24 protein-coding genes and 1 riboswitch are annotated in these 24,043 nt (G+C 69.7%); of the genes, 14 read left to right on the forward strand and 10 right to left on the reverse strand.

The window, feature by feature from the left end:
* Positions 1 to 15: 15 nt before the first annotated feature.
* Both ACU6XJ_RS08580 and ACU6XJ_RS08585 read right to left on the reverse strand, forming a co-directional pair.
* Complete coding sequence (locus tag ACU6XJ_RS08580) at positions 16 to 648, reverse strand: LytR C-terminal domain-containing protein (protein ID WP_476308317.1); 633 nt, start codon at positions 646 to 648, stop codon at positions 16 to 18.
* Between the two features lie 21 nt (positions 649 to 669).
* Positions 670 to 972 carry a DUF3263 domain-containing protein gene (locus ACU6XJ_RS08585; RefSeq protein WP_476308318.1) on the reverse strand — a complete coding sequence of 101 codons (303 nt, stop codon included), beginning with the start codon at positions 970 to 972 and terminating at the stop codon, positions 670 to 672.
* Positions 973 to 1,127: 155 nt separating this feature from the next.
* Here ACU6XJ_RS08585 and ACU6XJ_RS08590 point away from each other — a divergent pair, with 155 nt between their 5' ends.
* The gene (locus ACU6XJ_RS08590; protein ID WP_476308320.1) at positions 1,128 to 1,715 is read left to right on the forward strand and encodes a peptide deformylase; all 588 of its coding nucleotides are present in this window, start codon (positions 1,128 to 1,130) and stop codon (positions 1,713 to 1,715) included.
* A gap of 75 nt (positions 1,716 to 1,790) precedes the next feature.
* Here the strand turns inward: ACU6XJ_RS08590 and ACU6XJ_RS08595 are convergent, their stop codons facing one another.
* Positions 1,791 to 2,633, reverse strand: a complete 843-nt coding sequence (locus ACU6XJ_RS08595; RefSeq protein ID WP_476308322.1) for a PhzF family phenazine biosynthesis isomerase — start codon at positions 2,631 to 2,633, stop codon at positions 1,791 to 1,793.
* A gap of 215 nt (positions 2,634 to 2,848) precedes the next feature.
* Here ACU6XJ_RS08595 and thiC point away from each other — a divergent pair, with 215 nt between their 5' ends.
* The 4 genes from thiC (at position 2,849) to ACU6XJ_RS08615 (ending at position 6,687) form a co-directional block, all read left to right on the forward strand.
* The gene (gene thiC / locus ACU6XJ_RS08600; RefSeq protein ID WP_476308324.1) at positions 2,849 to 4,498 is read left to right on the forward strand and encodes a phosphomethylpyrimidine synthase ThiC; all 1,650 of its coding nucleotides are present in this window, start codon (positions 2,849 to 2,851) and stop codon (positions 4,496 to 4,498) included.
* Positions 4,498 to 5,346 carry a bifunctional hydroxymethylpyrimidine kinase/phosphomethylpyrimidine kinase gene (thiD, locus tag ACU6XJ_RS08605; RefSeq protein WP_476308326.1) on the forward strand — a complete coding sequence of 283 codons (849 nt, stop codon included), beginning with the start codon at positions 4,498 to 4,500 and terminating at the stop codon, positions 5,344 to 5,346. Before thiC ends, thiD begins: the two co-directional genes overlap by 1 nt.
* A 14-nt stretch (positions 5,347 to 5,360) precedes the next feature.
* Positions 5,361 to 6,170: an ion transporter gene (locus ACU6XJ_RS08610; protein ID WP_476308328.1), complete on the forward strand. Its 810-nt coding sequence runs from the start codon at positions 5,361 to 5,363 to the stop codon at positions 6,168 to 6,170.
* Positions 6,171 to 6,279: 109 nt separating this feature from the next.
* Positions 6,280 to 6,687, forward strand: a complete 408-nt coding sequence (locus ACU6XJ_RS08615) for a DUF1707 SHOCT-like domain-containing protein (protein WP_476308329.1) — start codon at positions 6,280 to 6,282, stop codon at positions 6,685 to 6,687.
* A 95-nt stretch (positions 6,688 to 6,782) separates the two neighbouring features.
* Here the strand turns inward: ACU6XJ_RS08615 and thiG are convergent, their stop codons facing one another.
* The 3 genes from thiG to thiO all read right to left on the reverse strand — a co-directional run bounded on the left by thiG (position 6,783) and on the right by thiO (position 8,855).
* Positions 6,783 to 7,544, reverse strand: coding sequence for a thiazole synthase (gene thiG, locus ACU6XJ_RS08620; RefSeq protein ID WP_476308330.1), 762 nt, complete (start codon positions 7,542 to 7,544; stop codon positions 6,783 to 6,785).
* Between the two features lies 1 nt (position 7,545).
* Positions 7,546 to 7,746 carry a sulfur carrier protein ThiS gene (gene thiS / locus ACU6XJ_RS08625; protein ID WP_476308332.1) on the reverse strand — a complete coding sequence of 67 codons (201 nt, stop codon included), beginning with the start codon at positions 7,744 to 7,746 and terminating at the stop codon, positions 7,546 to 7,548.
* Entirely contained in the window at positions 7,746 to 8,855 is a 1,110-nt protein-coding gene (gene thiO, locus ACU6XJ_RS08630) for a glycine oxidase ThiO (RefSeq protein ID WP_476308333.1), read from the reverse strand. Before thiO ends, thiS begins: the two co-directional genes overlap by 1 nt.
* Positions 8,854 to 8,964: riboswitch (TPP riboswitch) on the reverse strand. Its footprint overlaps the gene before it by 2 nt.
* Positions 8,965 to 9,091: 127 nt before the next feature.
* Here thiO and thiE point away from each other — a divergent pair.
* Positions 9,092 to 9,778 carry a thiamine phosphate synthase gene (gene thiE, locus ACU6XJ_RS08635; RefSeq protein WP_476308334.1) on the forward strand — a complete coding sequence of 229 codons (687 nt, stop codon included), beginning with the start codon at positions 9,092 to 9,094 and terminating at the stop codon, positions 9,776 to 9,778.
* 26 nt (positions 9,779 to 9,804) lie between these two features.
* Here the strand turns inward: thiE and ACU6XJ_RS08640 are convergent, their stop codons facing one another.
* Positions 9,805 to 10,941, reverse strand: coding sequence for a S1 family peptidase (locus ACU6XJ_RS08640; protein WP_476308336.1), 1,137 nt, complete (start codon positions 10,939 to 10,941; stop codon positions 9,805 to 9,807).
* Positions 10,942 to 11,271: 330 nt separating this feature from the next.
* On the reverse strand, positions 11,272 to 12,033 hold the full coding sequence (locus tag ACU6XJ_RS08645; protein ID WP_476308337.1) for a GntR family transcriptional regulator: 762 nt from the start codon (positions 12,031 to 12,033) through the stop codon (positions 11,272 to 11,274).
* A gap of 240 nt (positions 12,034 to 12,273) precedes the next feature.
* Between ACU6XJ_RS08645 and ACU6XJ_RS08650 the strand changes: the two genes are divergently transcribed.
* The 6 genes from ACU6XJ_RS08650 (at position 12,274) to ACU6XJ_RS08675 (ending at position 19,104) form a co-directional block, all read left to right on the forward strand.
* Positions 12,274 to 13,539: a sugar ABC transporter substrate-binding protein gene (locus ACU6XJ_RS08650; RefSeq protein WP_476308339.1), complete on the forward strand. Its 1,266-nt coding sequence runs from the start codon at positions 12,274 to 12,276 to the stop codon at positions 13,537 to 13,539.
* Positions 13,540 to 13,552: 13 nt separating this feature from the next.
* On the forward strand, positions 13,553 to 14,536 hold the full coding sequence (locus tag ACU6XJ_RS08655; RefSeq protein WP_476308340.1) for a carbohydrate ABC transporter permease: 984 nt from the start codon (positions 13,553 to 13,555) through the stop codon (positions 14,534 to 14,536).
* On the forward strand, positions 14,533 to 15,366 hold the full coding sequence (locus ACU6XJ_RS08660) for a carbohydrate ABC transporter permease (RefSeq protein WP_476308342.1): 834 nt from the start codon (positions 14,533 to 14,535) through the stop codon (positions 15,364 to 15,366). Before ACU6XJ_RS08655 ends, ACU6XJ_RS08660 begins: the two co-directional genes overlap by 4 nt.
* Before the next feature lie 7 nt (positions 15,367 to 15,373).
* A complete protein-coding gene (locus ACU6XJ_RS08665; protein ID WP_476308343.1) occupies positions 15,374 to 16,831 on the forward strand; it encodes a glycoside hydrolase family 3 N-terminal domain-containing protein in 1,458 nt (485 codons plus the stop codon).
* Positions 16,832 to 16,859: 28 nt separating this feature from the next.
* Positions 16,860 to 17,876, forward strand: coding sequence for an SIS domain-containing protein (locus tag ACU6XJ_RS08670; RefSeq protein WP_476308345.1), 1,017 nt, complete (start codon positions 16,860 to 16,862; stop codon positions 17,874 to 17,876).
* Between the two features lie 145 nt (positions 17,877 to 18,021).
* Positions 18,022 to 19,104, forward strand: coding sequence for a hypothetical protein (locus tag ACU6XJ_RS08675; protein WP_476308346.1), 1,083 nt, complete (start codon positions 18,022 to 18,024; stop codon positions 19,102 to 19,104).
* A 93-nt stretch (positions 19,105 to 19,197) separates the two neighbouring features.
* Here ACU6XJ_RS08675 and nagA read toward each other — a convergent pair whose 3' ends face one another.
* The gene (gene nagA, locus ACU6XJ_RS08680; RefSeq protein WP_476308348.1) at positions 19,198 to 20,391 is read right to left on the reverse strand and encodes an N-acetylglucosamine-6-phosphate deacetylase; all 1,194 of its coding nucleotides are present in this window, start codon (positions 20,389 to 20,391) and stop codon (positions 19,198 to 19,200) included.
* 509 nt (positions 20,392 to 20,900) lie between these two features.
* Here nagA and ACU6XJ_RS08685 point away from each other — a divergent pair.
* The gene (locus ACU6XJ_RS08685; protein WP_476308350.1) at positions 20,901 to 21,965 is read left to right on the forward strand and encodes an N-acetylglucosamine kinase; all 1,065 of its coding nucleotides are present in this window, start codon (positions 20,901 to 20,903) and stop codon (positions 21,963 to 21,965) included.
* On the opposite strand, the gene ACU6XJ_RS08690 is transcribed toward ACU6XJ_RS08685, so the two are convergent.
* Positions 21,874 to 22,548 (reverse strand): DUF3159 domain-containing protein, encoded by a 675-nt coding sequence (locus ACU6XJ_RS08690; protein ID WP_476308352.1) that lies wholly within the window; start codon positions 22,546 to 22,548, stop codon positions 21,874 to 21,876. The two genes, ACU6XJ_RS08685 and ACU6XJ_RS08690, sit on opposite strands and share 92 nt — an antisense overlap.
* Positions 22,549 to 22,845: 297 nt before the next feature.
* On the opposite strand from ACU6XJ_RS08690, the gene ACU6XJ_RS08695 reads away from it, so the two are divergent.
* Positions 22,846 to 24,033: an ROK family transcriptional regulator gene (locus ACU6XJ_RS08695; RefSeq protein ID WP_476308353.1), complete on the forward strand. Its 1,188-nt coding sequence runs from the start codon at positions 22,846 to 22,848 to the stop codon at positions 24,031 to 24,033.
* Positions 24,034 to 24,043: the final 10 nt, after the last annotated feature.

A 24,043-nucleotide genomic window follows, 5' to 3' on the forward strand; every position in this document is an offset into this window, starting at 1 on the left:
CTGCCGAATCCGGGGCTAGTTTTTACCGGCGGGGCCGCGGTAGTCGTTGGTGACGATGATGATCAGGCCGGGGCTGGAGCCCGCGATGCCGTCGAAGCGGGGTTCGGCGCGCATGTTGAAGTTGGTGGCCAGGGTCTGCGCGGCGGCCTGTTCTTCGGTGCCGGGGCGGAAGTAGACCGTGGTGGTGGGGATTCGGCCCGCGGAGTAGTTGCCGGTTTCGACGACCTGCCAGCCCGCGCCGGAGAGGTCGCTGGCGGCGCGGGCGGCGAGGCCCTTGATGGTGCTGTTGTTGTAGACGCGCACCTGGACGTTCTGGGCCGCGGGGACCGTGCCGTCGCCGGGGCCGTTCGGGCCGCCGGGCTGGTTGGGGTCCGGCGGGGGCGTCGTGGTGACGGGCGGCGGGGTTGTGGTCGTGGTGAACAGCGAACTGGGCACCGGCAGCGACCAGGTGGTGGTCTCGCCATGAGAGGTCTGGGTGGTGCTGGTGGCGGCCGAGTCGCCGGGGGGCTGGGCGGAGTTGCCGTCGCCGGAGCCGCCGCCGGTCAGCGAGACCAGGCCAAGCACAAGGGACACCGCGGCCAGCCCCAACAGGATGACGCCTGCGATGCGCAGCGGTCGGTACTGGTTGGAGGGATCGACGGAGCTCATGGCTGACCTTTCGGCGCTCGCTTAGCTGAGCTCGAAGCCCAGCCTTTTGGCTACGCGCGTCCGCTTCTTTCCGACTCGGACCCTGCGCAGACGCTTGATCAGCATAGGGTCGAACCGGAGGGCGGCCTCGTTGTCGATCAGCCTATTGAGAACCTGGTAGTAGCGCGTCGCCGACAGGCCGAAGATCTCCCGAATGGCTTGTTCCTTCGTGCCCGCGTACTTCCACCACTGCTTCTCGAACGCGAGGATGGCGAGATCGCGATCGGTCAGGCCGGTTGGCTGTTGTTGCTGCTCAACCGGGACCAACGACTCCGCATGGTCCATCGGACTTCCTCGCATCGCAGCGTTGTGCGCTCGGGAGGCCGGGGCGCTTGCCGCGCGACCTCATTCGGACATTCAACCACGGTCGGGGGACACTCCGAAGCGCAACTGGCGATTGCGCGGCGGACCCGCCGGTCTGCCGTCGTTAAGGTGGTCGCATGGCGATTCACCCCATCCGGATCGTGGGCGATCCGGTGTTGCACAACCCCACCCGGCCGGTCGAGAACTTCGACGCAGAGCTCAAGAGTCTAGTCGAAGACATGTTCGAGACAATGGGTGCGGCCAACGGAGTTGGGCTCGCTGCCAACCAGATCGGCGTCGACCTGCGGTTGTTCGTCTACGACTGCCCCGATGACGGCGGCAATCGTTTCCGGGGTGTGGTGGTGAATCCCGTGCTGGAGACCTCGGAGGTGCCCGAGGGCATGCCGGACCCGGTGGACGATTTCGAGGGCTGCCTCTCGGTGCCGGGTGAGGCGTTCCCGACCGGGCGGGCGAACTGGGCCAAGGTGACCGGGGTGGACCCGGACGGCACGCCGATCACCGTGGAGGGCACCGGGTTCTTCGCCCGCTGCCTCCAGCATGAGACCGACCACCTCGACGGGCTGCTCTACCTGGACCGACTGATCGGCCGCAACAAGCGGGAGGCCCGCCGCGCCGTCAAGGCCAACGAGTGGGGCGTGCCCGGCCTGAGCTGGGACCCGGCCACCGCACCTGACCCGTTCCGGGATGAGGACGAGGACGACTAGAGCCGCCTCCAAACCGGCTGTGCGCGGCCGACCTGCGACCCGGGCCACCGCACCAGACCCGTTCCGGGATTAGGACTAGAGGCGCGTCGCCGTCCCGGTCACCCGCACTCGCTCGTCGGCGGGGTCGACATCCACCAGGAGTTCGCTGGGGCTGCCCATGTCCTCGCCTTGGTGCAGCACCAGCCTGGTGGGCTTGGTGATCCGCTCCAACGAACGCAGGTAGCCACCGAACGCCGCGGCGGCGGCACCGGTCGCGGGGTCCTCGACCACGCCGCCGACCGGGAACGGGTCGCGCACGTGGAAGGTGGTCTCATCGGCCCGCCACACCAGTTGCAGCGTGGTCCAGCCCGCTCGTTCCATCAGGTCGCGCAGGCCGTCGAAGTCGTAGTCCAGTTCGGACAGTCGCGCCCGAGTCCGCGCGGCGAGCACGAGGTGCTCGGCGCCCGCGTAGGCCACATGCGAGGGCAGGTCGGGGTCCAGTTCGTCCTCCCGCCAGCCCAGCAGGTCCAGGGTGGCCAGCAGTTCGGCGCGCCCCGCTGGGCGGCTGCGGGTGGGGACGCTGGTCAGGGTGGCGCGCACCAGGCCGTCCTCGCCGCGCGTGGTGCTGACGGGCACCTCGCCCTGGCCGGTGTGCAGCAGGATGTCGCCGGGGCCGTCCCGGTCGGCGAGCGCGACCGCGGCGGCCACCGTGGCGTGGCCGCAGAAGCTGACCTCCGCCGCCGCGCTGAAGTAGCGGATGCGGTAGTCGCGGGCCTTGCCGGTGGGGAACAGGAACGCCGTCTCCGAGTAGCCGAGTTCGGCCGCGAGCGCGCGCATGCGCTCCGGTGACATGCCCTCGGCGTCCGGGACGACGCCCGCGCCGTTGCCGCCCTCGCCCGCCACCGTGAAGGCCGAATAACGCAGCACCTCTGCCGACATCGCCGTCCCCCTTTCCCTCGCCGTGCACAACGCCTGCCGGACGTGGTGTCTTCCCGCACGGTGGCGCGATGGCACGCCGGGCATTAGCCTCGCCTGAAGACAACTGCAGACCACGGGAGCTCGCACCTACAGCGGGCTGAGAGGGCGGCTGGGTAACCGGGGCCGCCGACCGAAGGAACCTGTCCGGGTAATGCCGGCGTAGGGAAGGGAACTCCATGACGGCTCTTGCCGATCGCTCCATCACGCCCAGCGTCACCACCGGCCCCATCAGCGGGTCACGCAAGATCTACGTTGACACCCCTTCCGGCCTGCGGATTCCGCAGCGGCGGGTGGAGCTGACCAACGGTGAGCACCTCGATCTGTACGACACCTCCGGCCCCTACACCGACGACGCCGTGACCATCGACGTGCAGAGCGGCCTGCCGAAGCTGCGGCAGCCGTGGATCGACGAGCGGGAGCCGATCAAAGGCTCGGTGACCCAGCTCACCTACGCCAAGGCCGGGATCATCACCAAGGAGATGGAGTACATCGCCGCCCGCGAGGGCATGGACCCGGAGTTCGTGCGCAGCGAGGTGGCCATCGGGCGGGCCGTGATCTGCGCCAACCGGAACCACCCCGAGATCGAGCCGATGATCATCGGCAAGAAGTTCTGCGTGAAGATCAACGCCAACCTGGGCAACTCCGCAGTCACCTCCTCCATCGAGGAAGAGGTGGAGAAGATGGTGTGGGGCATCCGCTGGGGTGCCGACACGATCATGGACCTGTCCACCGGCAAGCGCATCCACGAGACCCGCGAGTGGATTCTGCGCAACTCGCCGGTTCCGGTCGGAACGGTGCCGATCTACCAGGCGCTGGAGAAGGTCAACGGCGATCCGGCGAAGCTGTCCTGGGAGGTCTACCGGGACACCATCATCGAGCAGTGCGAGCAGGGCGTCGACTACATGACGGTGCACGCGGGCGTGCTGCTGCGCTATGTGCCGCTGACCGCGAAACGCGTCACCGGCATCGTCTCCCGCGGCGGGTCGATCATGGCCGCCTGGTGCCTTGCGCACCACAAGGAGAGCTTCCTCTACACCAACTTCGAGGAGCTTTGCGAGATCCTGCGGCGCTACGACGTGACGTTCTCCCTCGGTGACGGGCTGCGGCCGGGTTCCATCGCGGACGCCAACGACGAGGCGCAGTTCGCCGAGTTGCGCACGCTGGGCGAGTTGACGCACATCGCCCGCGGCCACGACGTGCAGGTGATGATCGAGGGCCCCGGCCACGTGCCGATGCACAAGATCGTGGAGAACGTGGCGATGGAAGAGGAGTTGTGCGGCGAGGCGCCGTTCTACACCCTCGGCCCGCTGGCCACCGACATCGCGCCTGCTTACGACCACATCACCTCGGCCATCGGCGCGGCGATCATCGCGCAGGCGGGCACCGCGATGCTCTGCTACGTCACGCCCAAGGAGCACCTGGGTCTGCCCAACCGGGACGATGTGAAGCAGGGCGTGATCGCGTACAAGATCGCGGCGCACTCGGCGGACCTGGCCAAGGGCCACCCCCGGGCGCAGGAGCGCGACGACGCGTTGTCCAAGGCGCGCTTCGAGTTCCGCTGGACCGACCAGTTCAACCTGTCGCTGGACCCCGACACCGCGCGGGCCTACCACGACGAGACGCTGCCCGCCGAACCCGCGAAGACCGCGCACTTCTGCTCGATGTGCGGGCCCAAGTTCTGCTCGATGAAGATCACGCAGGACATCCGGGACTACGCGGCCGCACGCGGTCTGGACAGCGTCGAGGCGATCGAGGCCGGGATGGCCGAGAAGTCGGAGGAGTTCTCCGCGCAAGGCAACAAGGTCTACCTGCCGATGGCGGACTGATGTTCGAGCTTTCGCTGCCCGCACCGGGGGTCACTCCGGTGCGGGCGTTGACCATCGCCGGTTCCGATTCCGGTGGCGGCGCGGGCCTACAGGCCGATCTGCGCACGTTCCTGGCCTGCGGCGTGCACGGCATGACCGCCATCACCGCGGTCACCGTGCAGAACTCGGTGGGCGTCAGCGGTTTCGTGGAGATCCCGCCGGAGACCGTCGCGGCGCAGATCGAGTCGGTGGCGGGCGATATCGGGGTGAACGCCGCGAAGACCGGCATGCTGGCCTCGGCGGCGATCATCGAGGCCATCGGGGACGCCTGCGACCGGGTGGGCATCGGGCGGCGGGGTTCGGTGCCGTTCGTGGTCGATCCCGTTGCCGCGTCCATGCACGGTGATCCGCTGCTGCACGAGGACGCCATGACGGCGCTGCGCAAGCTGTTCGCGCGGGCCACGCTGGTGACGCCGAACCTGGACGAGGTGCGGCTGCTGGTGGACGTGACGGTGGATTCCCGGTCATCGCAGCGGGAAGCGGCGAAGGCGCTGCACGCGCTGGGCCCGGAGTGGGTGCTGGTCAAGGGCGGGCACCTGCACACCGACCCGGAGTGCGTCGATGTGCTCTACGACGGCGCCGACTTCATCGAACTGCCGGGACCGCGGTATGTCACACCGCACACTCACGGCGGCGGGGACACCATGGCCTCGTCGATCACCTCGGCGCTCGCGCAGGGCGCCTCGGTACCTGACGCGGTGCAGTTCGGGAAACGGTATGTCACCCGAGCGGTGGCAGCGGCCTACCCGTTGGGGTCAGGTGTGGGGCCGGTGTCGTCGTTTTGGCGCGTCAGCGGGGAATCCGTCTGAAAAAGTCTGCGCACATGTGGTCTCGTGCTCGGCTTCGCGCCTTGGTGGACTCCGCCCGCTTCCAGAACTTCATCATCGGCGTCATCGTCGTCAACGCCATCGCGCTCGGTCTGGAAACCTCGCCGACGCTGGTGGCCCGGCACGGCGGGCTGCTCGACGTGGTGGACCGGCTGGCGCTGGCGATCTTCGTCATCGAGTTGGCAGTGCGGTTCTACGCGCACGGTTTGCGCTTCCTGCATGATCCGTGGAACTGGTTCGACCTGGTCATCATCGGCATCGCGGTGGCACCGACGAGCAGCGCGTTCAGCGTGCTGCGCTCGCTGCGGGTGCTGCGCTCGCTGCGGCTGGTGTCGGCGATTCCCAGCATGCGCCGGGTGGTCACGGCCCTGCTCACCGCCGTGCCTGGGATGAGTTCGATCATCGCGCTGCTGGGGTTGGTGATCTACCTGTCCGCGGTGATCGCGACGAAGCTGTTCGGCGCCGCGGCTCCCGAGCAGTTCGGTGGCCTCGGCACCTCGCTGTTCACGCTGTTCCAGGTGATGACCGGTGAAGGCTGGGCGGAGACGGCGGAAAGCCTGATGGTGGTCCAGCCCTGGGCCTGGATCTTCTTCGTGGTCTACATACTGGTGTGCACGTTCATCGTGCTGAACCTGTTCATCGCGGTGGTGGTGAGTGCCATGGAGTCCCAGTTGGCCGACGAGCGGCAGGCCGACGAACTCGCCTTCGAAAACGCCAACCACCAGGCGGTGCTCACCGAGTTGCGCGAGTTGAAGGAGCAGGTCGCGGCGCTGCGGTCGGAACGCGAGGACGCCGTCCGCGTCTGATCCGCCGAACCTGGTGCGCGGAAGTCCCGCCGTGGGTACCTCGGAAGGGACTTCTGCGCGCCAGGCTTTATTTGATACAGTCGTGTTGCAAACTAGGTGGGGGTGGAAGATGAGCAAGGCCGAGGTGCGGGCGTCCGACGCCGACCGGCAAGGCGTGGTGGAGCGGCTGCAAGAAGGGTTCGCCGAGGGCAGCCTGGATGTCACCGAGTACGACCGGCGGTTGCAGTTGGCGCTGCAAGCCACCACGCGGCGGGAACTGGTGCCGTTGACCGAGGATCTGCCGGTGTCGGCGGAGCGGGTCAAGGCCGAGACCAAGGCCAGGGAGCGGCTGGAGTGGCGCAACGAGTGGAGCTACTGGCTCGGCGGCGCCTTCATCATGATCACGATCTGGGCCATCCAGTCGATCACCAGCGGGGACCTGCGCTTCTTCTGGCCGGTGTGGCCGCTGACCATCTGGGGGCTGATTCTCGTCTCCTACCTCTTCTGGCCCGAGAAGCGGCAGGAGTGGAAGCTCTAGCCCTGCGCCAGACGGCGAATCGCGAGCACCAGTCCAGATGGGTGGCCGCATCACAACGGCCGAGCGCGGCCACCCACTCCGAATCGCCGTGCGGGTCAGTCCCGCGACGGGCTTGAGGCCTGCGCCCAGTACCGCTTGGGAATCCGCCCGGCGAGCTTGGCCAGCCGTCCACCGATCACGGCGTGGCGCATGGCAGTCGCCATCCGCTCCGGGTCCTCCGCCCTGGTCACGGCGGTGGCCAGCAGGACGGCGTCACAGCCCAGTTCCATGGCCAGCGCCGCGTCCGATGCGGTGCCGAGGCCCGCGTCCAACACGATCGGCACACCCGCCCTGGCCACGATGAGCTCGATGTTGTGCGGGTTGCGGATGCCCAGGCCGGTGCCGATCGGTGAGCCCAGCGGCATCACCGCGGCGCAGCCGATCTCCTCCAGCCGCAGCGCGAGCACCGGGTCGTCGTTGGTGTAGGCCAGCACCGTGAAGCCGTCGGCCACCAGCTGGTCAGCGGCGTCGAGCAGTTCGACCGGGTCGGGCAGCAGGGTGCGGTCGTCGGCGACCACCTCCAGCTTCACCCAGGAGGTCTCCAGCGCCTCCCTGGCCAGGCGGGCGGTGAGCACGGCCTCGGCGGCGGTGCGACAGCCCGCGGTGTTGGGCAGCGTCTCGACGTTCAAACGCCGCAACAGGTCCAGTACGCCGGTGCCGCCCTCGGCGTCCATGCGCCGCATGGCCACGGTGGTCAGCTCGGTGCCCGATGCGACCAGCGCACGCTCCAGAATGGACAGGTTCGCCGCTCCCCCGGTGCCCATGATCAGGCGGGAGCCGAACTTGCGGTCGGCGATCAGCAGTGGGTCGTCCAGCATGTCAGCCTCCCTGCACGGCGGTCAGCACTTCGACCACGGCGTCATCGGTCACCGGGGTGGACGGCCAGTCCGCCCGCGGCACAAGCTCGTCGTTCACCGCGACGGCCACCCCCGAGGCGGGCACGCCGATCTCGGCCAGCACCTGTGCCAGCGTGATGCCCGGCGCGACCTCGCGGCGGGAACCGTTGAGCCGTATCCACATCAGTCCGAAACCTCCACAGTGAACCTTTCGGGGCCTGCCGCCTCGGCCGCGGCCACCGGCTCGCCGGTGAGCAGGCCGAGCACGGCGTCGGCGGTGACCGGGGCGAGCAGAATGCCGTTGCGGTAGTGGCCGGTGGCCACCAGCAGGCCCGGCTCCAGTTGGCCGATCACCGGCAGGTTGTCCCTGCTGCCGGGACGCAGCCCTGCCACGCTTTCGGCGATGGCGAACTCGGCGAGGCCGGGCATCACGTGCTCGGCGCCGAGCAGCAGATCACGCACGCCTGCCACGGTGACGGCGGTGTCGAAGCCGCGTTCCTGCGAGGTGGCGCCGAGCACCACGCCGTGTTCCCCGCGTGGCACCAGGTAGATCGGGCGGCCTTCCACCAGCGCGCGGACCGTGCGGCGGGGCGGCGGCACCGAGTATCTGGTGCGCTCCAGCCGCAGGATCTCGCCCTTCACCGGACGGATCACCGCCGCCAACGCCGGATGCAGCGCGGCGCTGCCGACACCGGCGGCGATCACCGCCGTGTCGCAGCGCAATTCCCGCCCGGACAGCCGCACCGAACCCGCCGTGACCTGCTCGGCGGGTTCGCCGATCAGCGTCACGCCGTTGCGTTCGCAGGCCCGGCGCAGGGCCGCCAGCAGGGCGCGGTTGTCCACGGAGAAGTCGCCGGGCACGGACAGCCCGCCGCGCACGGCGGGGCCGATACCGGGTTCCACGGCGCGCAGTTGGCGCGGCGTGAGGCGTTCCACGTCACGGCCGAGGCGGGCCAGGAACTCGGCGTGCCGGTCCAGTTCGGCGCGGTCGGCGGGATCGCCCGCGACGACCAGCGTGCCGTCGGTGCGCAAGCCGGGATCGGCGCCCTCGGCGGCGAGTTCCTCGGCGAAGGAGGGCCAGCACCGCACGGCGGCCAGGCCGAGGTCGAGCAGTTCCTCCTCGCCGTGCCAGGCCTCGGTGACCGGGGCGAGCATGCCGCCCGCCACCCAGGACGAGCTTCCGGATTCATCGGGGTCCACGACGGTGGTGGGATGCCCCGCCCGCGCCGTGCGCCAGGCGACGGACAGCCCGATGACGCCGCCACCGACGACCACGACATGCTGACTACACACGATCGACCACCACGCTCCCTGCGCCGGCATGACCCGGATCAGGTTCGACGGTCGGGGTCGGCAGACCCCCTCTCAGCCCGGTCCATTCCGGACTCCCGTGCGGACCCTGCGGCCACTCCACGGCCGCTTCCCCTCCACCGTAACCCAGCGGACCCGCCGAGTGCAGGCCTGTGACCCCGCGCACCGGCGCCGGCCGGCTACATTTGCCGCCAACAGCGTCGTGTGAAGGGAAGGTCATGCCCGGACTCAGCGGGGAGCGGATTCGAACCAGGCTGGCCGATGCCCGGCTCTATCTGTGCACGGGCGCCCGCCGCCGGGAGGGCGACCTCGCCGAGTTCGTCGACGCCGTGCTGGCGGGCGGCGTGGACATCATCCAGCTTCGGGACAAGGGGCCGGACGGTCCGCTGGAGGCCAGGCAGGAGCTTGCCGCGCTGGAGATCATGGCCGAGGCCTGCGCGCGGCACGGTGCGCTGCTGGCGGTGAACGACCGGGCCGATATCGCGGTGGCGGCCGGGGCCGATGTGCTGCACCTCGGTCAGGACGACCTGCCGGTGCCGCTTGCCCGCCGAATCGCGGGCGAGGAGATCGCCATCGGCCGCTCGACGCACGACGCCGCGCAGGCCGACGCGGCCGCGGCGGAGCCGGGGGTGGACTACTTCTGCACCGGTCCGGTGTGGCCGACGCCCACCAAGCCGGGCCGTTCGGCGCCGGGGCTGGACCTGGTGCGGCACACCGTGGCGCAGGGCACCGAGCGGCCGTGGTTCGCCATCGGCGGGATCGACGAGGACCGGTTGGACGAGGTGATCGCCGCGGGCGCTGACCGGATCGTGGTGGTGCGGGTGCTGACCGAGGCCGAGCACCCAGAGGACGTCGCGCGGCGCATCGCCCAGACGCTGCGGCGGGCACCCACCCGGGTTGGGTGAGTGCCCGCCGGTGCGGCGTTGAAGCGTCAGCCGCCGGTGATCAGACGCAGGTTGTAGACCTGAAGCGCCTCGTTGACCGGCTGGAAGAAGGTGGTGCCGCCGCTGGAGCAGTTGCCGGAACCACCGGAGGTCATGCCCTGGGCCTGCGAACCGGCGAGCAGCGAGCCGCCGGAGTCACCAGGCTCGGCGCAGACGTTGGTGCGGATCAGGCCGGACACGGTGCCCTGCGGGTAGCTCACCGAGGCGTTGCGGGCCTGGATGGTGCCGCAGTGCCAGCCGGTGGTGGACCCGGAGCGGCACACCGAGGCGCCGACCGCGGCATCGGTCGAACCGGCGACCGAGACGGTGCTGCCGTTGTACCGGTTGACCAGGCCACGCGGGGTGTTGCCCGCGGCGACCCGAACCCAGGCGTAGTCGTTGCCGGGGAAGCTGGACCCGGCGAAGGTGCCGCTCGGACTGGTGGTGGCCGCACCCTGGCGTCCGCAGTGGCCCGCGGTGACGAAGCCGCCCTCCACCGAGAAGCCGATGGAGCAGCGCGAGCTACCGATGCGGTAGGCGTTGCCGCCGATCACGTCGATGAACGTGCGTGGCTGCTCGGCCGACTCGGTGAACGTCACCTTGGCGGCGTCCACGCCGCTGGCGGCGACGAAGGACCTGGCGATGTCGCCCGCGCCCTTGTGGTTGAGCACCACGACGCGGTTGGCGGCCACGTCGGCGTACCAGCTCGGCACGCTCTGCGGCGCCGACTGGGCCTTGGAGTCCAGCTTGGCGACCGCGGCATCCAGGTCGGAGGTGCTGTAGTCGACCTTGCGGGGCTCCGCGCCTGCTTCGCGCACGGTGGCCTCGTCGGCGGTGTCGACGACGCCGACCACGAGCTTGCCCTTGGCCGCGTCGAAGTACGCGCCGCCGAAGTCGGCGCCGAGCACCTTGGCCAGCGTGGCCTGTGCGGTCGACGCCTTGTGCTCGTCGATCAGCCGGTGCCGAAGCTGCTCGGCGGTCAGGCCGAGGTCGCGCTGGAGCGCGGGGATCATGTCTGCGGAGGCGACAAGCTCGTTCAGCGAACTGCTGTCGATGGTGTCGGACGCGGTGGCCGGCAGCGCGAGGGCCGTTGCCGTACTGGCCGCGAGAACAATGGAACCGGCGATCTTCGATACTCGCCTCATATGGTTTTCTCCATCCGTCATATGCAGGGGGAACCCGTAGAGCACGGCAGGGGTGTGCTCATGGGTCTATTTCGGATGTCGGGGGTGACCGCGCAATTACTTGCCGTCACCCTCGGGTGTCCTCGGAAGGACGTGTCTCACCATACGATGCGATTTATTGAAACGTAACCCTCATAGGTCGCAAACTGTTGCCGCCGATCGTAAGTCCTCGAAACCCCAGCTCATCCTGGTCATAGGAGATCGCAAGAGGACAGGCGGGTTATGGCTTAGAAGAGAAGTTTGCGACCCAACCACGCCAACCCGGCATACCTTCCCAATACCGGAAATCGGTCACGCGCGAGGTGGATTGAGGCTGGCCACGAACTTGTAGCGATCTCCGCGGTAGACCGCTCGCACCCATTCGACCGGCTTGCCTTCCACGTCAAAGGAATGACGAGACAACAGCAACATCGGCATGCCGACATCGGCGCCGAGCAATTCCGCTTCCTCCGGGGTGGCCAATGCGGTCTCTATCGTCTCCTCGCCGTGGCCGAGTTCGACGCCGAACCGGTCGCGCAGCACCTGGTACAGCGAGCCGCCCGCCGCGATGTAGCGGCGAAGCCCCCGGAACCGGCCAAGCGGCAGGTGCGTGGTCTCGATGGCCATCGGCTCGCCGTCGGCAAGGCGCAGCCGCCGCAGCCGCAGCACCCTGGCGCCGGGACGGATGCCCAACCTGCGGGCGAGTTCGGCCTCGCAGGCCTGTTCGCTGGCCTCCAGCAGCCGTGAGGTCGGCTGGCGGCCCTGGGCGCGCATGTCCTCGGTGTAGGACGAAAGCTGGAGTCGCAGCGCCACCTTGGGAGCGGCCGCGAAGGTGCCCTTGCCCTGGACGCGAACCAGTCGCCCCTCCACCGTCAGTTCGGACAGCGCCTGCCGGACTGTGGTGCGGGACACGTCGAACTCCGACGCGAGCGAGCGCTCGGTCGGGATGGGCGATCCCGGCGGCAGTGAGCGGAGCATGTCCAGCAGGTGGCGCTTCAGGCCCCAGTACTTGGGTTCTTTCGCGGCCCTGACCGGCAACGCACCGCCGACATCAGCCGGCTCAGTGTCGAGCATCGTCTCCTCCTCTGGCCACATTCTCCCCTTAACGCTCCAGGATGCACCGGGGCCAGGTTCCAAGGCGATCACGGGCCGTGTCCAGCCCGGAAAACCTGAATCCGTTTTAGCAACGGCTTGGCAACGACCTTGACAGTGCCAGTGACGCGGACCACCCTTCCACCATTGGTCTACACCACTTTGGAGTGGCCAGACGTACCCGCCCGGAACCACAGGCCCGGGTGAGAAATGGGGTTGAGAGTGAGGCGCTGGACAAAGCTGGTGGTCGGGGCCACCGCCATGGTGCTGGCCGCTGCCGGTTGCGGAGGGGGTTCCGAGAGCAGCGGCGGCGGCAAGGAGCTGACCGTCTGGTTGATGACCGGTTCCGCTCCCAAGGAGCTGACCGACCAGCTGAACAAGGAGTTCGAGGACAAGCACGGCGTCAAGGTCAAGTACGAGGTCCAGCAGTGGACCGGCATCGGCAACAAGCTGACGGCAGCGTTGGCCAGCAACAACCCGCCGGACATCGTGGAGCTTGGCTCCACGCACGCGTCTAAGTACGCCTCCGCGGGCACGCTGACCGACCTCACCGGCTCGGCCGAGGACCTTGGCAAGGCCAAGTGGAACCAGGCGCTGACCGAGGCGGGCACCTTCGAGGGCAAGACCTTCGGCGTCCCGTTCTACGGCGGCAACCGCTTCGTGATCTACCGCAAGGACCTGTTCCAGGCGGCGGGCATCACCGCGCCGCCGACCAGCCGCCAGGAGTGGCTGGCGGCCATCGACAAGCTCAAGGCGGCCAACGCGGCCGACCCGCAGTTCCAGGCGCTGTACATGCCCGGCCAGTACTGGTACGCGCTGTCGTCCTTCATCTGGGACGAGGGCGGTGACATCGCCAAGCAGGAGGGCGGCACCTGGAAGGGCGTCCTGGACACCCCGCAGGCCAGGGCGGGCGTGTCGTTCTACAAGCAGCTTGTCGACCAGTCGGGCACCAAGGCGCCCAAGGACGGCACCGAGGCCGAGCCCAAGCAGGCCGATGTCTTCGCCCAGGGCAAGGTCGGCATGTTCATCGGCATGCCCTACGAGGCGACCGGCGCCCTCAAGACCGCGCCCGACCTGAAGGACAAGCTCGGCGCGTTCCCGATTCCGAGCAAGGACGCCGGTAAGAGCGCTCCGGTGTTCCTCGGCGGCTCGGTGCTGTCGATCCCGGCGAGCAGCAAGAACGCCGACAAGGCCAAGGAGTGGATCAAGCTCCTGAACGAGGCCAAGTACCAGGACCAGGTCGCCAAGACCGGCTGGGTGCCCGGTGTCGGCGAGTCGGAGTCGCTCAAGCAGGACCCGATCTTCAGCGTGATGGCCAAGGCCGCCGAGAACGGCAAGAGCACGCCGGTCACCCCGAAGTGGGTGGCGATCGAGGAGGGCCAGAACCCGTTGCTGGACATGCTCACCGCGGTGCTCACCGGGCAGAAGACCGTCGAGCAGGCGACGACCGACACCTCCAACACCATCACCCAGTTGATGTCGCAGTAGCGGAAAACTTCAGATGACAGCGACCGTCAACTCAGCGGCGCCGACGGGGAAGCCCCCGTCGGCGCCGCGCCACGCCGCGGCCAAAAAGCCGCTGCGCAGTCGTTTCAAGGTCGGTAACCAGCTGATTCCCTACCTCATGCTGGCACCGGCGCTGATCGCCATTCTGTGGCTGATCGGCTATCCCGCCGTCAACGTCGTGATCACCAGCTTCCGCAAGCTCGGCCTCGGCGAACTGTTCCGCGGCGAGGTCATCTTCGTCGGCATCGACAACTACCTGACCGTGCTCCGGGACCCGAAGTTCGTGCAGGCCACCATCCGCACGCTGGTGTTCACCGCGGCCTGCGTGGTGGTGACCATCGGCGTCGCGCTGCTGCTGGCCCTGCTCATGCGACAGATCCCCAAGTGGACACGGCTGATCCTCCAGCTCGCGCTGGTGCTGGCCTGGGCGACGCCCTGGGTGGCGGCGGGCACCGTGTTCCTGTGGATCTTCGACCAGCAGTACGGCATCCTCAACAAGACCCTGGTGCTGGCCGGGCTGGACTTCGCGGGCCACTCCTGGTTCGCCAGCGGAACCTCGACGCTGGCCGTGATCGTGCTCTACGTGGCCTGGCAGGCCATCCCGTTCGTCGCGTTCACGCTCTACGCCGGGCTGCTCAGCATCCCCAGGGACCTGTACGAGGCCGCGGGCATCGACGGCGCTAGCCCATGGCAGGCGTTCCGCACGGTCACCTGGCCCTCGCTCAAGCCGATCCTGCTCATCGTGGGCTTCTTGTCGGTGCTGTGGGACTTCAAGCTGTTCACCCAGGTCTGGGTGACCAAGCGCGGCGGCCCGAACGGGGAGAGCACGACCCTGCCGGTGCTGCAATACCTGCGCGGCTTCGCGAGCAGCGACTTCGGCGTCGCCTCCGCGGTGGCGGTGCTGATGATCATCGTGCTGGTCGCGGTGACGGCCCAGTACATCCGCCTGCTGCTGCGTTCCCAGGAGGTGGAGCTGTGAACGTGAAATCGCTGCGACGCACCGTGCTCACCGGCCTCACGCTGGTGATCGCCCTGCTGTTCGCCTTCCCCACCTACTGGATGGTGGCCAGCTCGATCAAGCCGACGATCCAGATCGTGTCGCCCGACTACGACCTGGTGCCGTTCGGCTTCACGCTGGAGCACTACGGCCGGGCGGTGTCCATGCCGGGGTTCGTCCAGTACGCATCGAACAGCATCATCGTGGTGCTCACGGCGGTGGCCTGCTCGCTGGTCGCCGGGCTGATCGCCGCGGTGCCGCTGGCGCGCTTCAGGTTCCGCGGGCGCAAGGGATTCCTGCTGCTGGTGCTCATCGCGTTGATGGCACCGTTCGAGGTGCTGGTGATCCCGATGTACTTGATGATGCGCGACCTCGGGCTGCTCGACCAGCTTCCGGCGGTGATCCTGGTGTACTTCGCGGCCACGCTGCCGTTCACGCTGTGGACGCTGCGGGGCTTCGTCCACGGCATCCCGGTGGACCTGGAGGAATCCGCGATGGTCGACGGCTGCGGCCGATTCGAGGCGTTCCGCAAGGTGACGCTGCCGCTGCTGGGGCCGGGCATCGTGGCCACCTCGGTGTTCGGGTTCATCACCGCCTGGAACGAGTTCCTGATGGCGCTGGTGCTGACCACCGGAGATCAGAGCAAGCAGACACTGCCGGTCTGGCTGTCCTCGTTCCAGACCGCGTTCGGCACCGACTGGGGAGGCACCATGGCGGCGTCCACCCTGTTCACCATCCCGGTGCTGGTCTTCTTCCTGGTCGTGCAGAAGAACCTGGTGTCCGGCGCCACCGCCGGTGCCGTGAAGGGATGACTCGAGAGTGAGCGGAACGGACGCGGACCTGTCGCGACTGGCGGCCGGGGTGCTGCTGCCGGGATTCGACGGCACCACCCCGCCGGACTGGGTGCGGCGCTCGGTCGCCGAGGGTCTCGGCGGGGTGGTGTTGTTCGGGCGCAACGTGGTTGACGACGCCCAGGTGGCCGAGTTGACGGCGACGCTGCGCGCGGAACGGCCGGACGTGGTGATCGGCATCGACGAGGAGGGCGGCGATGTCACCAGGCTCGACGCCGCCCGCGGCTCGGTGGTGCCCGGCAACTACGCGCTGGGCGTCGCGAACGATCTCGCGCTGACCGAGCGGGTGGCCGAGTCCCTCGGCCGCAGGCTCGCGGGCTGCGGGGTCACGCTGAACCTGGCCCCGTCCGCGGACCTCACGCTCACCATCGACGACCCGATCATCGGGGTGCGCTCCTTCGGCAGCGACCCGGTGAACGCGGGACGACAGGTCGCGGCTTTCGTGCGCGGGTTGCAGGCACACGGCGTCGCCGCCTGTGCCAAGCACTTCCCGGGGCACGGGGCCGCGACCGCCGACTCGCACCACGAACTTCCCGTGCTGCCGCGCACGGTGGCCGAACTCACCGATACCGAACTGGTGCCGTTCCGGGCCGCGGTGGAGGCGGGGGTGGCCGCGGTGATGACCGGGCACCTGGTGGTCCGGGAGTGGGGCAGCTACCCGGTGACGCTGAATGCCCGCGCGGTGGAGGGCGCGCTGCGCGAGGAACTGGGCTTCGGCGGCGCGGTGATCACCGACGCGCTGGACATGGGCGCGGTGGCAGGCACCGTTGGCATCGGCCAGGGCGCCGTGCTGGCGCTGCTGGCGGGTGCGGACGCGCTGTGCGTCGGCGGCTCGCACACCGACCCCGGCCATGTCGCCGACCTCGTCGACGCCATCGTGCGCGCGGTGGGATCGGGTGAGCTTCCACTGGAACGACTGCGGGAGGCGGCCGGGCGCTGCCGTGGCCTCGGCGGGCCGATGGTGGCCGACCCGGTCGAGGTGGACACCGGGCTCGGCATGGCGGCGGCCGCCAGGGCGCTGCGCGTGCGGGGCTCGCCGCGGCTGTCGAGGCCGCCGCTGGTGCTGGACATCGAGGTGGCGCCATCAGTGGCCGTCGGGCCGGTGCCGTGGGGTCTTGGGGTCCACCTGAGCGGGCTGGTACCGGGCACGGTGGTGCGGCGGGTCGACGCCAACGTCTCCGCCGAGGAAGTGGCGGCGGAGGCGGCGGGCAGGCCGGTTGTCGCCGTCACGCGTGACGCCCATCGCCATTCCGGGGTGCGCGATCTTGTCCTGTCTCTGGGTAAAATTGGTCTAGACCTAATCCATGTCGAAACGGGCATCCCTGGGCCAGACTTGGGAGCCGCGGCACGGATCGACACCCACGGCGGATCGCAGGTGAGCCTGCGGGCCGCGGCGGAACTGCTGGCAGGCCACATCAGGGAGTAGGAGCGACATGCCGAACCCGGGGCAGCACATGAGGCACGAGATCGACGAGCAGCCCCGGGTATTCGCCCAGCTGCTCGAGCGGCAGGCCGAGATCGGCGAGGTGGCGCAGCGAATCGTCCGGCGCAAGCCGCGGTTCGTGCTGTTGACCGCGCGGGGTTCCTCCGACCACGCCGCGCTGTACGCCAAGTACCTGATCGAGGTGCTGCTGGAGCTGCCCGCGGGCCTGGTCTCGCCGTCCACCGCGACGCTGTACGGCGCCAAGCCCGACCTGACCGATGTGCTGGTGCTGACCGTCAGCCAGAGCGGCGGCTCGCCGGATCTGCTGCGGGTCACCGAGAACGCCCGCGACCAGGGTGCGCTGACGCTGGCCGTCACCAACGTGCCCGGCTCGCCGCTGGACACCGCCGCCGAGCTGTCCATCGATTTGGGCGCCGGGGTCGAGCAGGCGGTGGCCGCCACCAAGAGCTACTCCGCGCAGCTGGTCGCGCTGTACCTGCTGATCGACGCCATCCGCGGCGGCGACGGCAAGGACGCCCGCGCGCTGCCCGACCTGGCGCGGCGCGCGTTGGATGAATCGGCGCCGTTGGTGGAGGAGATCGTGCAGCGGTTCCGGTTCGCGGGCCGGGTGGTGACCACCGGCCGCGGCTACTCCTCGGCGACCGCGGCCGAGGCGGCGTTGAAGCTGGCGGAGACCAGCTACCTGTCGGCGCGGTCCTACAGCGGCGCGGACCTGCTGCACGGCCCGATCGCCGCGCTGGACGCCGAGACCGCGGTGCTGGCGGTGACCAGCAACGGCCGCGGTGGCACCGCCATGCAGGAGGTGCTGGAGGCTGTCGGCGCCCGCGGCCCGGAGATCTGCGCGGTGGGCTCGGCCGCCGGGCTGATGCCCGCCGAACTGTGCATCCCGCTGCCGGACTGCGCCGAGGAACTCGCGCCCGCGCTGGAGATCCTGCCGATTCAGCGGCTCGCGCTCGGGCTGGCGCTGGCCCGCGGCGGCGACCCCGACCGGCCGCGGGGCCTGGCGAAGGTCACCAAAACGCTGTGACCGGAGAGTTCGATTCGACGCGATTCGGACAGAAGTGGTTCAACCACAACAGAATTGTGTGTGATCTGTGAAGAACTCCGGCAACCATGCAACTCGTGGGCAGGCGATCGCCTCTTTATGAGACGTGAGGGTTTTCCTGACCACGATGTTGATCTTGGCGGCGGTTGGTGCGGTGGGCTGCGGGTCGTCGGTCACCCCCGAGTTGCTGGGCCAGCCCGGCATCCGGTTGGGCAAGGACCGGCATGCCATCGAGGCGACCCGGTTCTCGGCGACCGTCGATCCGTGTGCGCCGCTTCGGAACGGTGTGCTCGCTCCGTTCCGGACCGGGCCGGTCGAGCGCGGCGAGAAGGACGTCAAGAGCTGCTACGGCGCCGCTGACTTCGACGGCATGAAGGTCAGGTTGTCGGTCGCGGTGCTCCAGGACTACGGCCAGGCGCAGCGGGTGACCGAGGCGCCGATCGAGATCGGCGGCTTCCGCGCCTACCGCGGCCACTTCGGCGTCAATGACCAGCGGCCCGAACAGTGCAGGGTCCGGCTGCCGATCAGCTTCACCCGTGCCATCGAGTTCGACGCCCAGCGTTGGAACCACGACGAGATCGACGATCTCTGTGCCAGGGTCCGGGACTGGACCGCCGCGGCGGCCCCCGCCCTCCTGGGCGCGCGGCGCACGCTGGGCTTCGCACCCGGCGAGAACGACACCGAGCAAAGCGGCGGCTGTGTGCACTCCGCGCGGCCCGCCCAGTGCCGCGAGCCGGTGGCCGCCCAGCTAGCCAAGGGCGAGCGGAACCTCCAGGCGCAGGGCAACGCCGACCGGGCGTGCGCGATGGCCCGCGGGCCGCTGGGCAGGCTGACCGGCGGCACGATGGTGTTCCGGGTGGAGGACGACACCTGTCACGGCACGACCCCCGACCACACGCTGACCGCCGAGATCCAGCTGAGCGCCCAACCGACCTCGGCCTTCGCGCAGGATCAGGAGGCCAAGCCCGAGGAGGTCTCCGTCGGCGAGCGCAAGGCCCTGCGCCTGCATCCCGGTGACAGCACGGCCCGCGAACTGGCCATCCCGCTGGGCACCGACCCCAACGCCGCGGGCACCCTGCGCATCAGGCTCGCCGCGGGCCATCCCCGCGGGGAGCGCCCCGCGCCGTGGATACGACCGGACACGACCCGCCTGAACGCCACCGACGTGGTCGCCAACCACGTGCTGGGTGAGTACTTCCCCACCACCTGACGTGGGCTGATCGGCTCCCCCGGTCGATCAGCCCACCCCGCGACGAGGTTTGGTGCCCCGACCCCATCGATGGGTTCACGGCGCTGAACGACGTCAGGGGGCCAATACGGATGCGGCCTGCTCCACGACCTCCGGGACGGCGTCCCGGTCGAAGACGAGTCGCCCCGCGACCCAGACCTTGCGGGGTCGCCAGGCCTCGTCCCACCAGACCAGGTCGGCGACGGCGCCGGGTTCGATGCGGCCGAGTCCTGGTTCGCCGAGCACGTCGGCGGGAACCGCGGTCGCCGCGCTGAGGACGGCGGCAGGGGGAACGCCCACCGAGATCATGTTGCGCACGGCGCGGTCCATGGTGAGCGCGCTGCCCGCGATGGTGCCCGCGGGCGAGCGCGGCACGCTGTCCTCGCCGAGGACGATCTCCGCGCCGCCCAGCCGGTAGCAGCCCGGCGGCATGCCCGCGGCGGCCACCGCGTCGGTCACCAGCGCCACCCGCTCGCCCGCGGCGTTGAACACCAGACGGCACACGTCGGCCGAGACGTGCGCCAGGTCGGCGATGAGGCCCAGGGTGTACCGGTCGTCCACCAGCGCGGCGCCGGGCACCCCGGGTTCGCGGTGGGCGAGGCCGCGCTGGGCGTTGAACAGGTGCGTGATCATGCGGGCGCCGGCGTCCCCGGCCTGACGCACCTGCTCGGCCCGCGCGTCGGTGTGGCCGACCGCGACGAGCACACCCGCCTCGGTGAACCGGCGCACGGCGGCCAGCCCGCCGGGCAGTTCCGGAGCGAGGGTCACCTTGCGGAGCGCGGCGGCGACCCGCGCGTCGCCCAGCAGTAGGTCCAGCAGTCCCGGCTCGGGCAGGGCCATCAGCTCCGGGGAGTGGACCCCGGCCCGCACCGGTGAGAGGAACGGTCCCTCGAAGTGCAGGCCGAGCGGCTCGGCGCCCACGCGGTCGGGAAACGCCGCCAGCAGGGCATGGGACTGCCGGAGCAGTTCGGGCACGGGGGTGGTGATCAGGGTGGGCAGGAACCGGGTGACGCCGGTGGCGGGCAGGGCGCCGCAGACCGCGGCCATCGAGGCGGGGTCCGCCGCGGCGAAGTCCAGGCCCGCGAAGCCGTTGATCTGGAGGTCGACCAGCCCAGGGGTGAGGGTGCCCGATTCCAGCACCAGGTCGGCTTGGCCGTCCGCCTGCTGCTCGGTCACCTCGGCGATGCGGCCGGACCGCCACCGGACCACGGTCGATCCGACGATGCGGCCGCGCAGCAGTGCGCGGGAAGCCCTGACGGCGCTGTCCACTGGTCCTCCCGAAAATGGTTTAGACCATTCAAACCCGGAGGGCTGCCACGAGTCCAGTTCGCCACTCGATGCGCCTAGTCGCACGCGTCGCGAAACGCCCACCTCACCGAGGGGCGGGGTGAGGTGGGCGCCGAGCGCGATGTTACGCCGAACGGAGCAGTGATCACGTCGGCCGTAATGGTCTTGTGACGGCGGGTCATGCCCGGTCGGTCCGCGTCGACCGGTTTGTGTACTTCTTCCGCGGCCGGGTGGCGCATACTGGTCAACGGAACAACGGAGCACGCGGGGGTGCTGTGGCCGTCACCGGCGACGTGACCACGTCCGACCGGGATCCGCACACGGTCTGGCGTGTATGTGACATCTCGGACAGGCTGGGCGTGAACGAGTTGAACACCAGGTATCGGGGGCTAGCCCGATGGCGGGGAGCGGCGGCATGATGACGCGCCGACGTAATCCCCTCGCCGCGGAGGCCTCATGAACAGCGCCGCACCTCTCCCCCCGGAGGCGGCATGGCCTACGTGATCGGAGTCGACCTCGGCGCGAGCACCACCCGCGTCCGCCTGGTCGACCTCACCACCGGCGAGGCCCGCAAGGCCAATGCCGCGGGTGGCAACCCCAACGCGCATCCGCCCGACCTCGCCTCGCACCAGCTTCGGGCCGCGATCTCGGAGACCCTGCGCGATGTGGACCCGGCCGAGGTGCGCGCGGGCGTGCTCGGCATGGCGGGCCTGCGCAAACTCTCCGACGCCACGGTGTGGGCGCTCTACGAGCAGGCCTGGCGGGCCACCGGCCTGCGCTGTCAGATGCAGACCGTCAGCGACTGCCAGGTGGCCTTCGCCGCCGGTACCGAGGCGCCCGCGGGCAGCGTGCTGGTGGCGGGCACCGGCTCCATCGCCGCCACCATCAGTAACTGGAACCTGACCGGGACCTTCGGCGGGCACGGCTGGCTGCTCGGCGACGAGGGCTCGGCGTTCTGGCTGGGCCGAGAGGCGCTCCGGGCCACCCTGGCGTGCATGGAAGGCAGCGGCCCGCACAGCCTGCTGTGCTCCGCGGTGGTGTCCAGGGCGACCGGCGAGCACGTCGGGGAGCACTGCGAGGTCGGCGCAGAACGACGCGACGCGCTGCTTGCCAGGATCACCACCGCCGTGCACACCGCGCCGCCGATCCGACTCGCCGAGTACGCGCCGCTGGTCACCTGGTGCACGGCTCGGGCGGACGCGGTGGCGCAGAACATCGTGCGGCGCGGCGTGGCCGCCCTGCTCGAACTGGTGGAATCGGCGCATCAGGACACGAGCGGCCCGCTGGTACTGGGCGGCAGCCTGACCAAGGCGGGAAACGCGCTGGGCGACGAACTGCGCTGCGGCCTGGCCACTCGGGGTTACCTGGTGCGCACGGCCACCGATGCCGCGGCAGGCGCGGCCTGGCTGGCGGCGCGGCCGCTGCTGTCGGAGTGCGAGGCGCTGACGTTGCACTCGCGGCTGTTCAGCTTCGCTCCGGAGCAGGTGCGGGCGTACGGGGGTATCGAATCCCCGGGTGTCCCGCAGGCAGGACTCGCTTCAAAACCCACCAGCTGACGGCGAGGCAGGCCGCGATCAGCGGCCAGGTCAGCGCAACCCTGGCGATTCCCAGCGCCACCACGGCACCGGCCCACCAGAGGGTGCCGAACACGACGATGCGGATCAGGTACTGGCACACCCAGACCCACGACGCCAGGCTGTAGGCGCGGAGCAGATCGGGATCGCGGCGCCAGCGGGTGCGTTGGCCGAGAGCGGCGCCCGCGACCACGCCCAGCAGCGGCCAGCGCAGCAGGATGCTGCCCAGCCAGGCCACCGCGCTGCCCACGTTCGCGGCCAGTTGCACCAGGAAGAAGTCCTCCGGGCGGCCGGTCCAGAGGACCACCGCGACCGCGACCAGCACACCGAGCAGCCCCAGCAGCACCGCCCGCGGCTTCTCGCCGCGACGCATCCGCCAGCCGCCGAGCAGCGCCGCGGTGACCAGCGCGGCGATCGAGCCGATAAGCAGGTCACGGCCGCTGAGCAGCCAGCCGAGCACGAAGGCGACCGGGGGGAGGGTGGCGTCCACCGTGCCCTTGCGTCCGCCGAGCAGCGTCGCCAGCGATTCGCCGTCGGCATGACCTGCCACCCGCTGATCAGTCACGAACATAGCTTTACCTAAGTCGGTCCAAAGGGGTAGCCGCTGTGGGCAATGCGGTCTCGGGCCGGTACTGCCGATCAAGATTGCGCAAGAGTAGGGTCGCCAGGACCGAACGGCCGTATCACGCCGCGATAATGTTGACCTATAGCGTGGACGGGCGTGGCGATAACTCGCAGATAACTAGTGCAATGTAAACAGCTCAACTGTTGACTTCACGTGGCACGATGTACCCGATCGGGAGAACCGTCTGGGAAGTGTACTAATCGGGGTGATCAGTTGCGCGCGGGTAGCCCACGGCTGTTGCGGGAAATCAATGACCGCGCGGCGATAGAGGCCCTTCTCGCCAGGGGTCCGCTAACCCGCGCCGAGTTGGAGCAGCTGATCGGGCTGTCCAAACCGGCCACCGCGCAGTTGCTCGCTCGGCTGGAAGCCACCGGCACCGTGGTGCGCAGCGGACAACGCGGCGGCAGCCGCGGCCCCCGCGCCCAGCTCTGGGCCGTCAACGGCGCGCTGGCCTACGTCGCCGCCGCCGACCTGACCCCCGCCGCGGTCAACGTGGCCATCGCCGACATCACCGGCGCCGTGCTGGCCGAGCACCAGGCCGAGGTGCCAAGGGACAACCAGGCCGAGGCGCTGGACGCCTTCACTTCCGCGGTGACCGAGGCCGCCCGCATCGCGGGCCTGACCACCCGCCAGCTGCACCACCTGGTGGTCGGCTCGCCGGGCGCGGTCGACCCCGGCACCGGCCACCTGCGGTTCGCCCCGCACCTGCCCGTCTGGGAGGGCTTCGACCTGCCAGGCCAGCTCTGCCAACTGCTCGGTGTCGACGTCTCGGTGGAGAACGACGTCAACCTGGTGGCCCTGGAGGAGATGACCGGCGGACGGGCCGCGGACGTGCGTGACTTCGTGCTGATCTGGCTGAGCCACGGACTCGGCGGGGCGGTGGTCATCAACCGCACCCTGCTGCGCGGCGCCACCGGCGGCGCGGGCGAGTTCGACTGGATGCCCGTGCCCGATCTGGCCAAGCAGGACACCGGGATCAGCCGGGACGGTACCCGGCTCGGCAAGCTGCTCAGCTCCCGCTCCATCACCACGCTGGCCAGGGAGCACGGGATCACCACCCGCAACTCCTGGACCGCGGTGAGCAAAGCGCTGACGCTGGGCAAGGACGGCAGGCCGTTCCTGGACGACCTCGCCCGCTGGATCGCCACCGGGGTGGCAGGCGTGATCAGCGTGGTCGACCCGCAGCTTGTGCTGCTGGCGGGCGAGACCGGGCAGGCGGGCGGCACCACGCTGTGCAATCTCGTCTCGGCGGAGTTGGGCAAGCTCATCCAGCCGACGACACCGGTGGAGCCCGCACAGATCACCGGTCAGCCGGTGCGGGCGGGCGCCCTGCACGCCGCACTCGGCGTGGCGCGTGAGCAGGTGTTCGGATTGCCGAGCGCCCCCGCGGAGGTCTATCCGGCCGTGCGAAGTTCAGCCCTGTAACGGCTCCCGC

The sequence above is a fragment of the Actinorectispora metalli genome, from assembly GCF_056323685.1.

Bases quoted from the DNA above. Each gene is read 5' to 3' on its own strand.
- ACU6XJ_RS08580 (WP_476308317.1), bottom strand. From the start codon at position 648: ATGAGCTCCGTCGATCCCTCCAACCAGTACCGACCGCTGCGCATCGCA.
- ACU6XJ_RS08585 (WP_476308318.1), bottom strand. From the start codon at position 972: ATGGACCATGCGGAGTCGTTGGTCCCGGTTGAGCAGCAACAACAGCCA.
- ACU6XJ_RS08590 (WP_476308320.1), top strand. From the start codon at position 1,128: ATGGCGATTCACCCCATCCGGATCGTGGGCGATCCGGTGTTGCACAAC.
- ACU6XJ_RS08595 (WP_476308322.1), bottom strand. From the start codon at position 2,633: ATGTCGGCAGAGGTGCTGCGTTATTCGGCCTTCACGGTGGCGGGCGAG.
- thiC (WP_476308324.1), top strand. From the start codon at position 2,849: ATGACGGCTCTTGCCGATCGCTCCATCACGCCCAGCGTCACCACCGGC.
- thiD (WP_476308326.1), top strand. From the start codon at position 4,498: ATGTTCGAGCTTTCGCTGCCCGCACCGGGGGTCACTCCGGTGCGGGCG.
- ACU6XJ_RS08610 (WP_476308328.1), top strand. From the start codon at position 5,361: ATGTGGTCTCGTGCTCGGCTTCGCGCCTTGGTGGACTCCGCCCGCTTC.
- ACU6XJ_RS08615 (WP_476308329.1), top strand. From the start codon at position 6,280: ATGAGCAAGGCCGAGGTGCGGGCGTCCGACGCCGACCGGCAAGGCGTG.
- thiG (WP_476308330.1), bottom strand. From the start codon at position 7,544: ATGCTGGACGACCCACTGCTGATCGCCGACCGCAAGTTCGGCTCCCGC.
- thiS (WP_476308332.1), bottom strand. From the start codon at position 7,746: ATGTGGATACGGCTCAACGGTTCCCGCCGCGAGGTCGCGCCGGGCATC.
- thiE (WP_476308334.1), top strand. From the start codon at position 9,092: ATGCCCGGACTCAGCGGGGAGCGGATTCGAACCAGGCTGGCCGATGCC.
- ACU6XJ_RS08640 (WP_476308336.1), bottom strand. From the start codon at position 10,941: ATGAGGCGAGTATCGAAGATCGCCGGTTCCATTGTTCTCGCGGCCAGT.
- ACU6XJ_RS08645 (WP_476308337.1), bottom strand. From the start codon at position 12,033: ATGCTCGACACTGAGCCGGCTGATGTCGGCGGTGCGTTGCCGGTCAGG.
- ACU6XJ_RS08655 (WP_476308340.1), top strand. From the start codon at position 13,553: ATGACAGCGACCGTCAACTCAGCGGCGCCGACGGGGAAGCCCCCGTCG.
- ACU6XJ_RS08670 (WP_476308345.1), top strand. From the start codon at position 16,860: ATGAGGCACGAGATCGACGAGCAGCCCCGGGTATTCGCCCAGCTGCTC.
- ACU6XJ_RS08675 (WP_476308346.1), top strand. From the start codon at position 18,022: ATGTTGATCTTGGCGGCGGTTGGTGCGGTGGGCTGCGGGTCGTCGGTC.
- ACU6XJ_RS08685 (WP_476308350.1), top strand. From the start codon at position 20,901: ATGGCCTACGTGATCGGAGTCGACCTCGGCGCGAGCACCACCCGCGTC.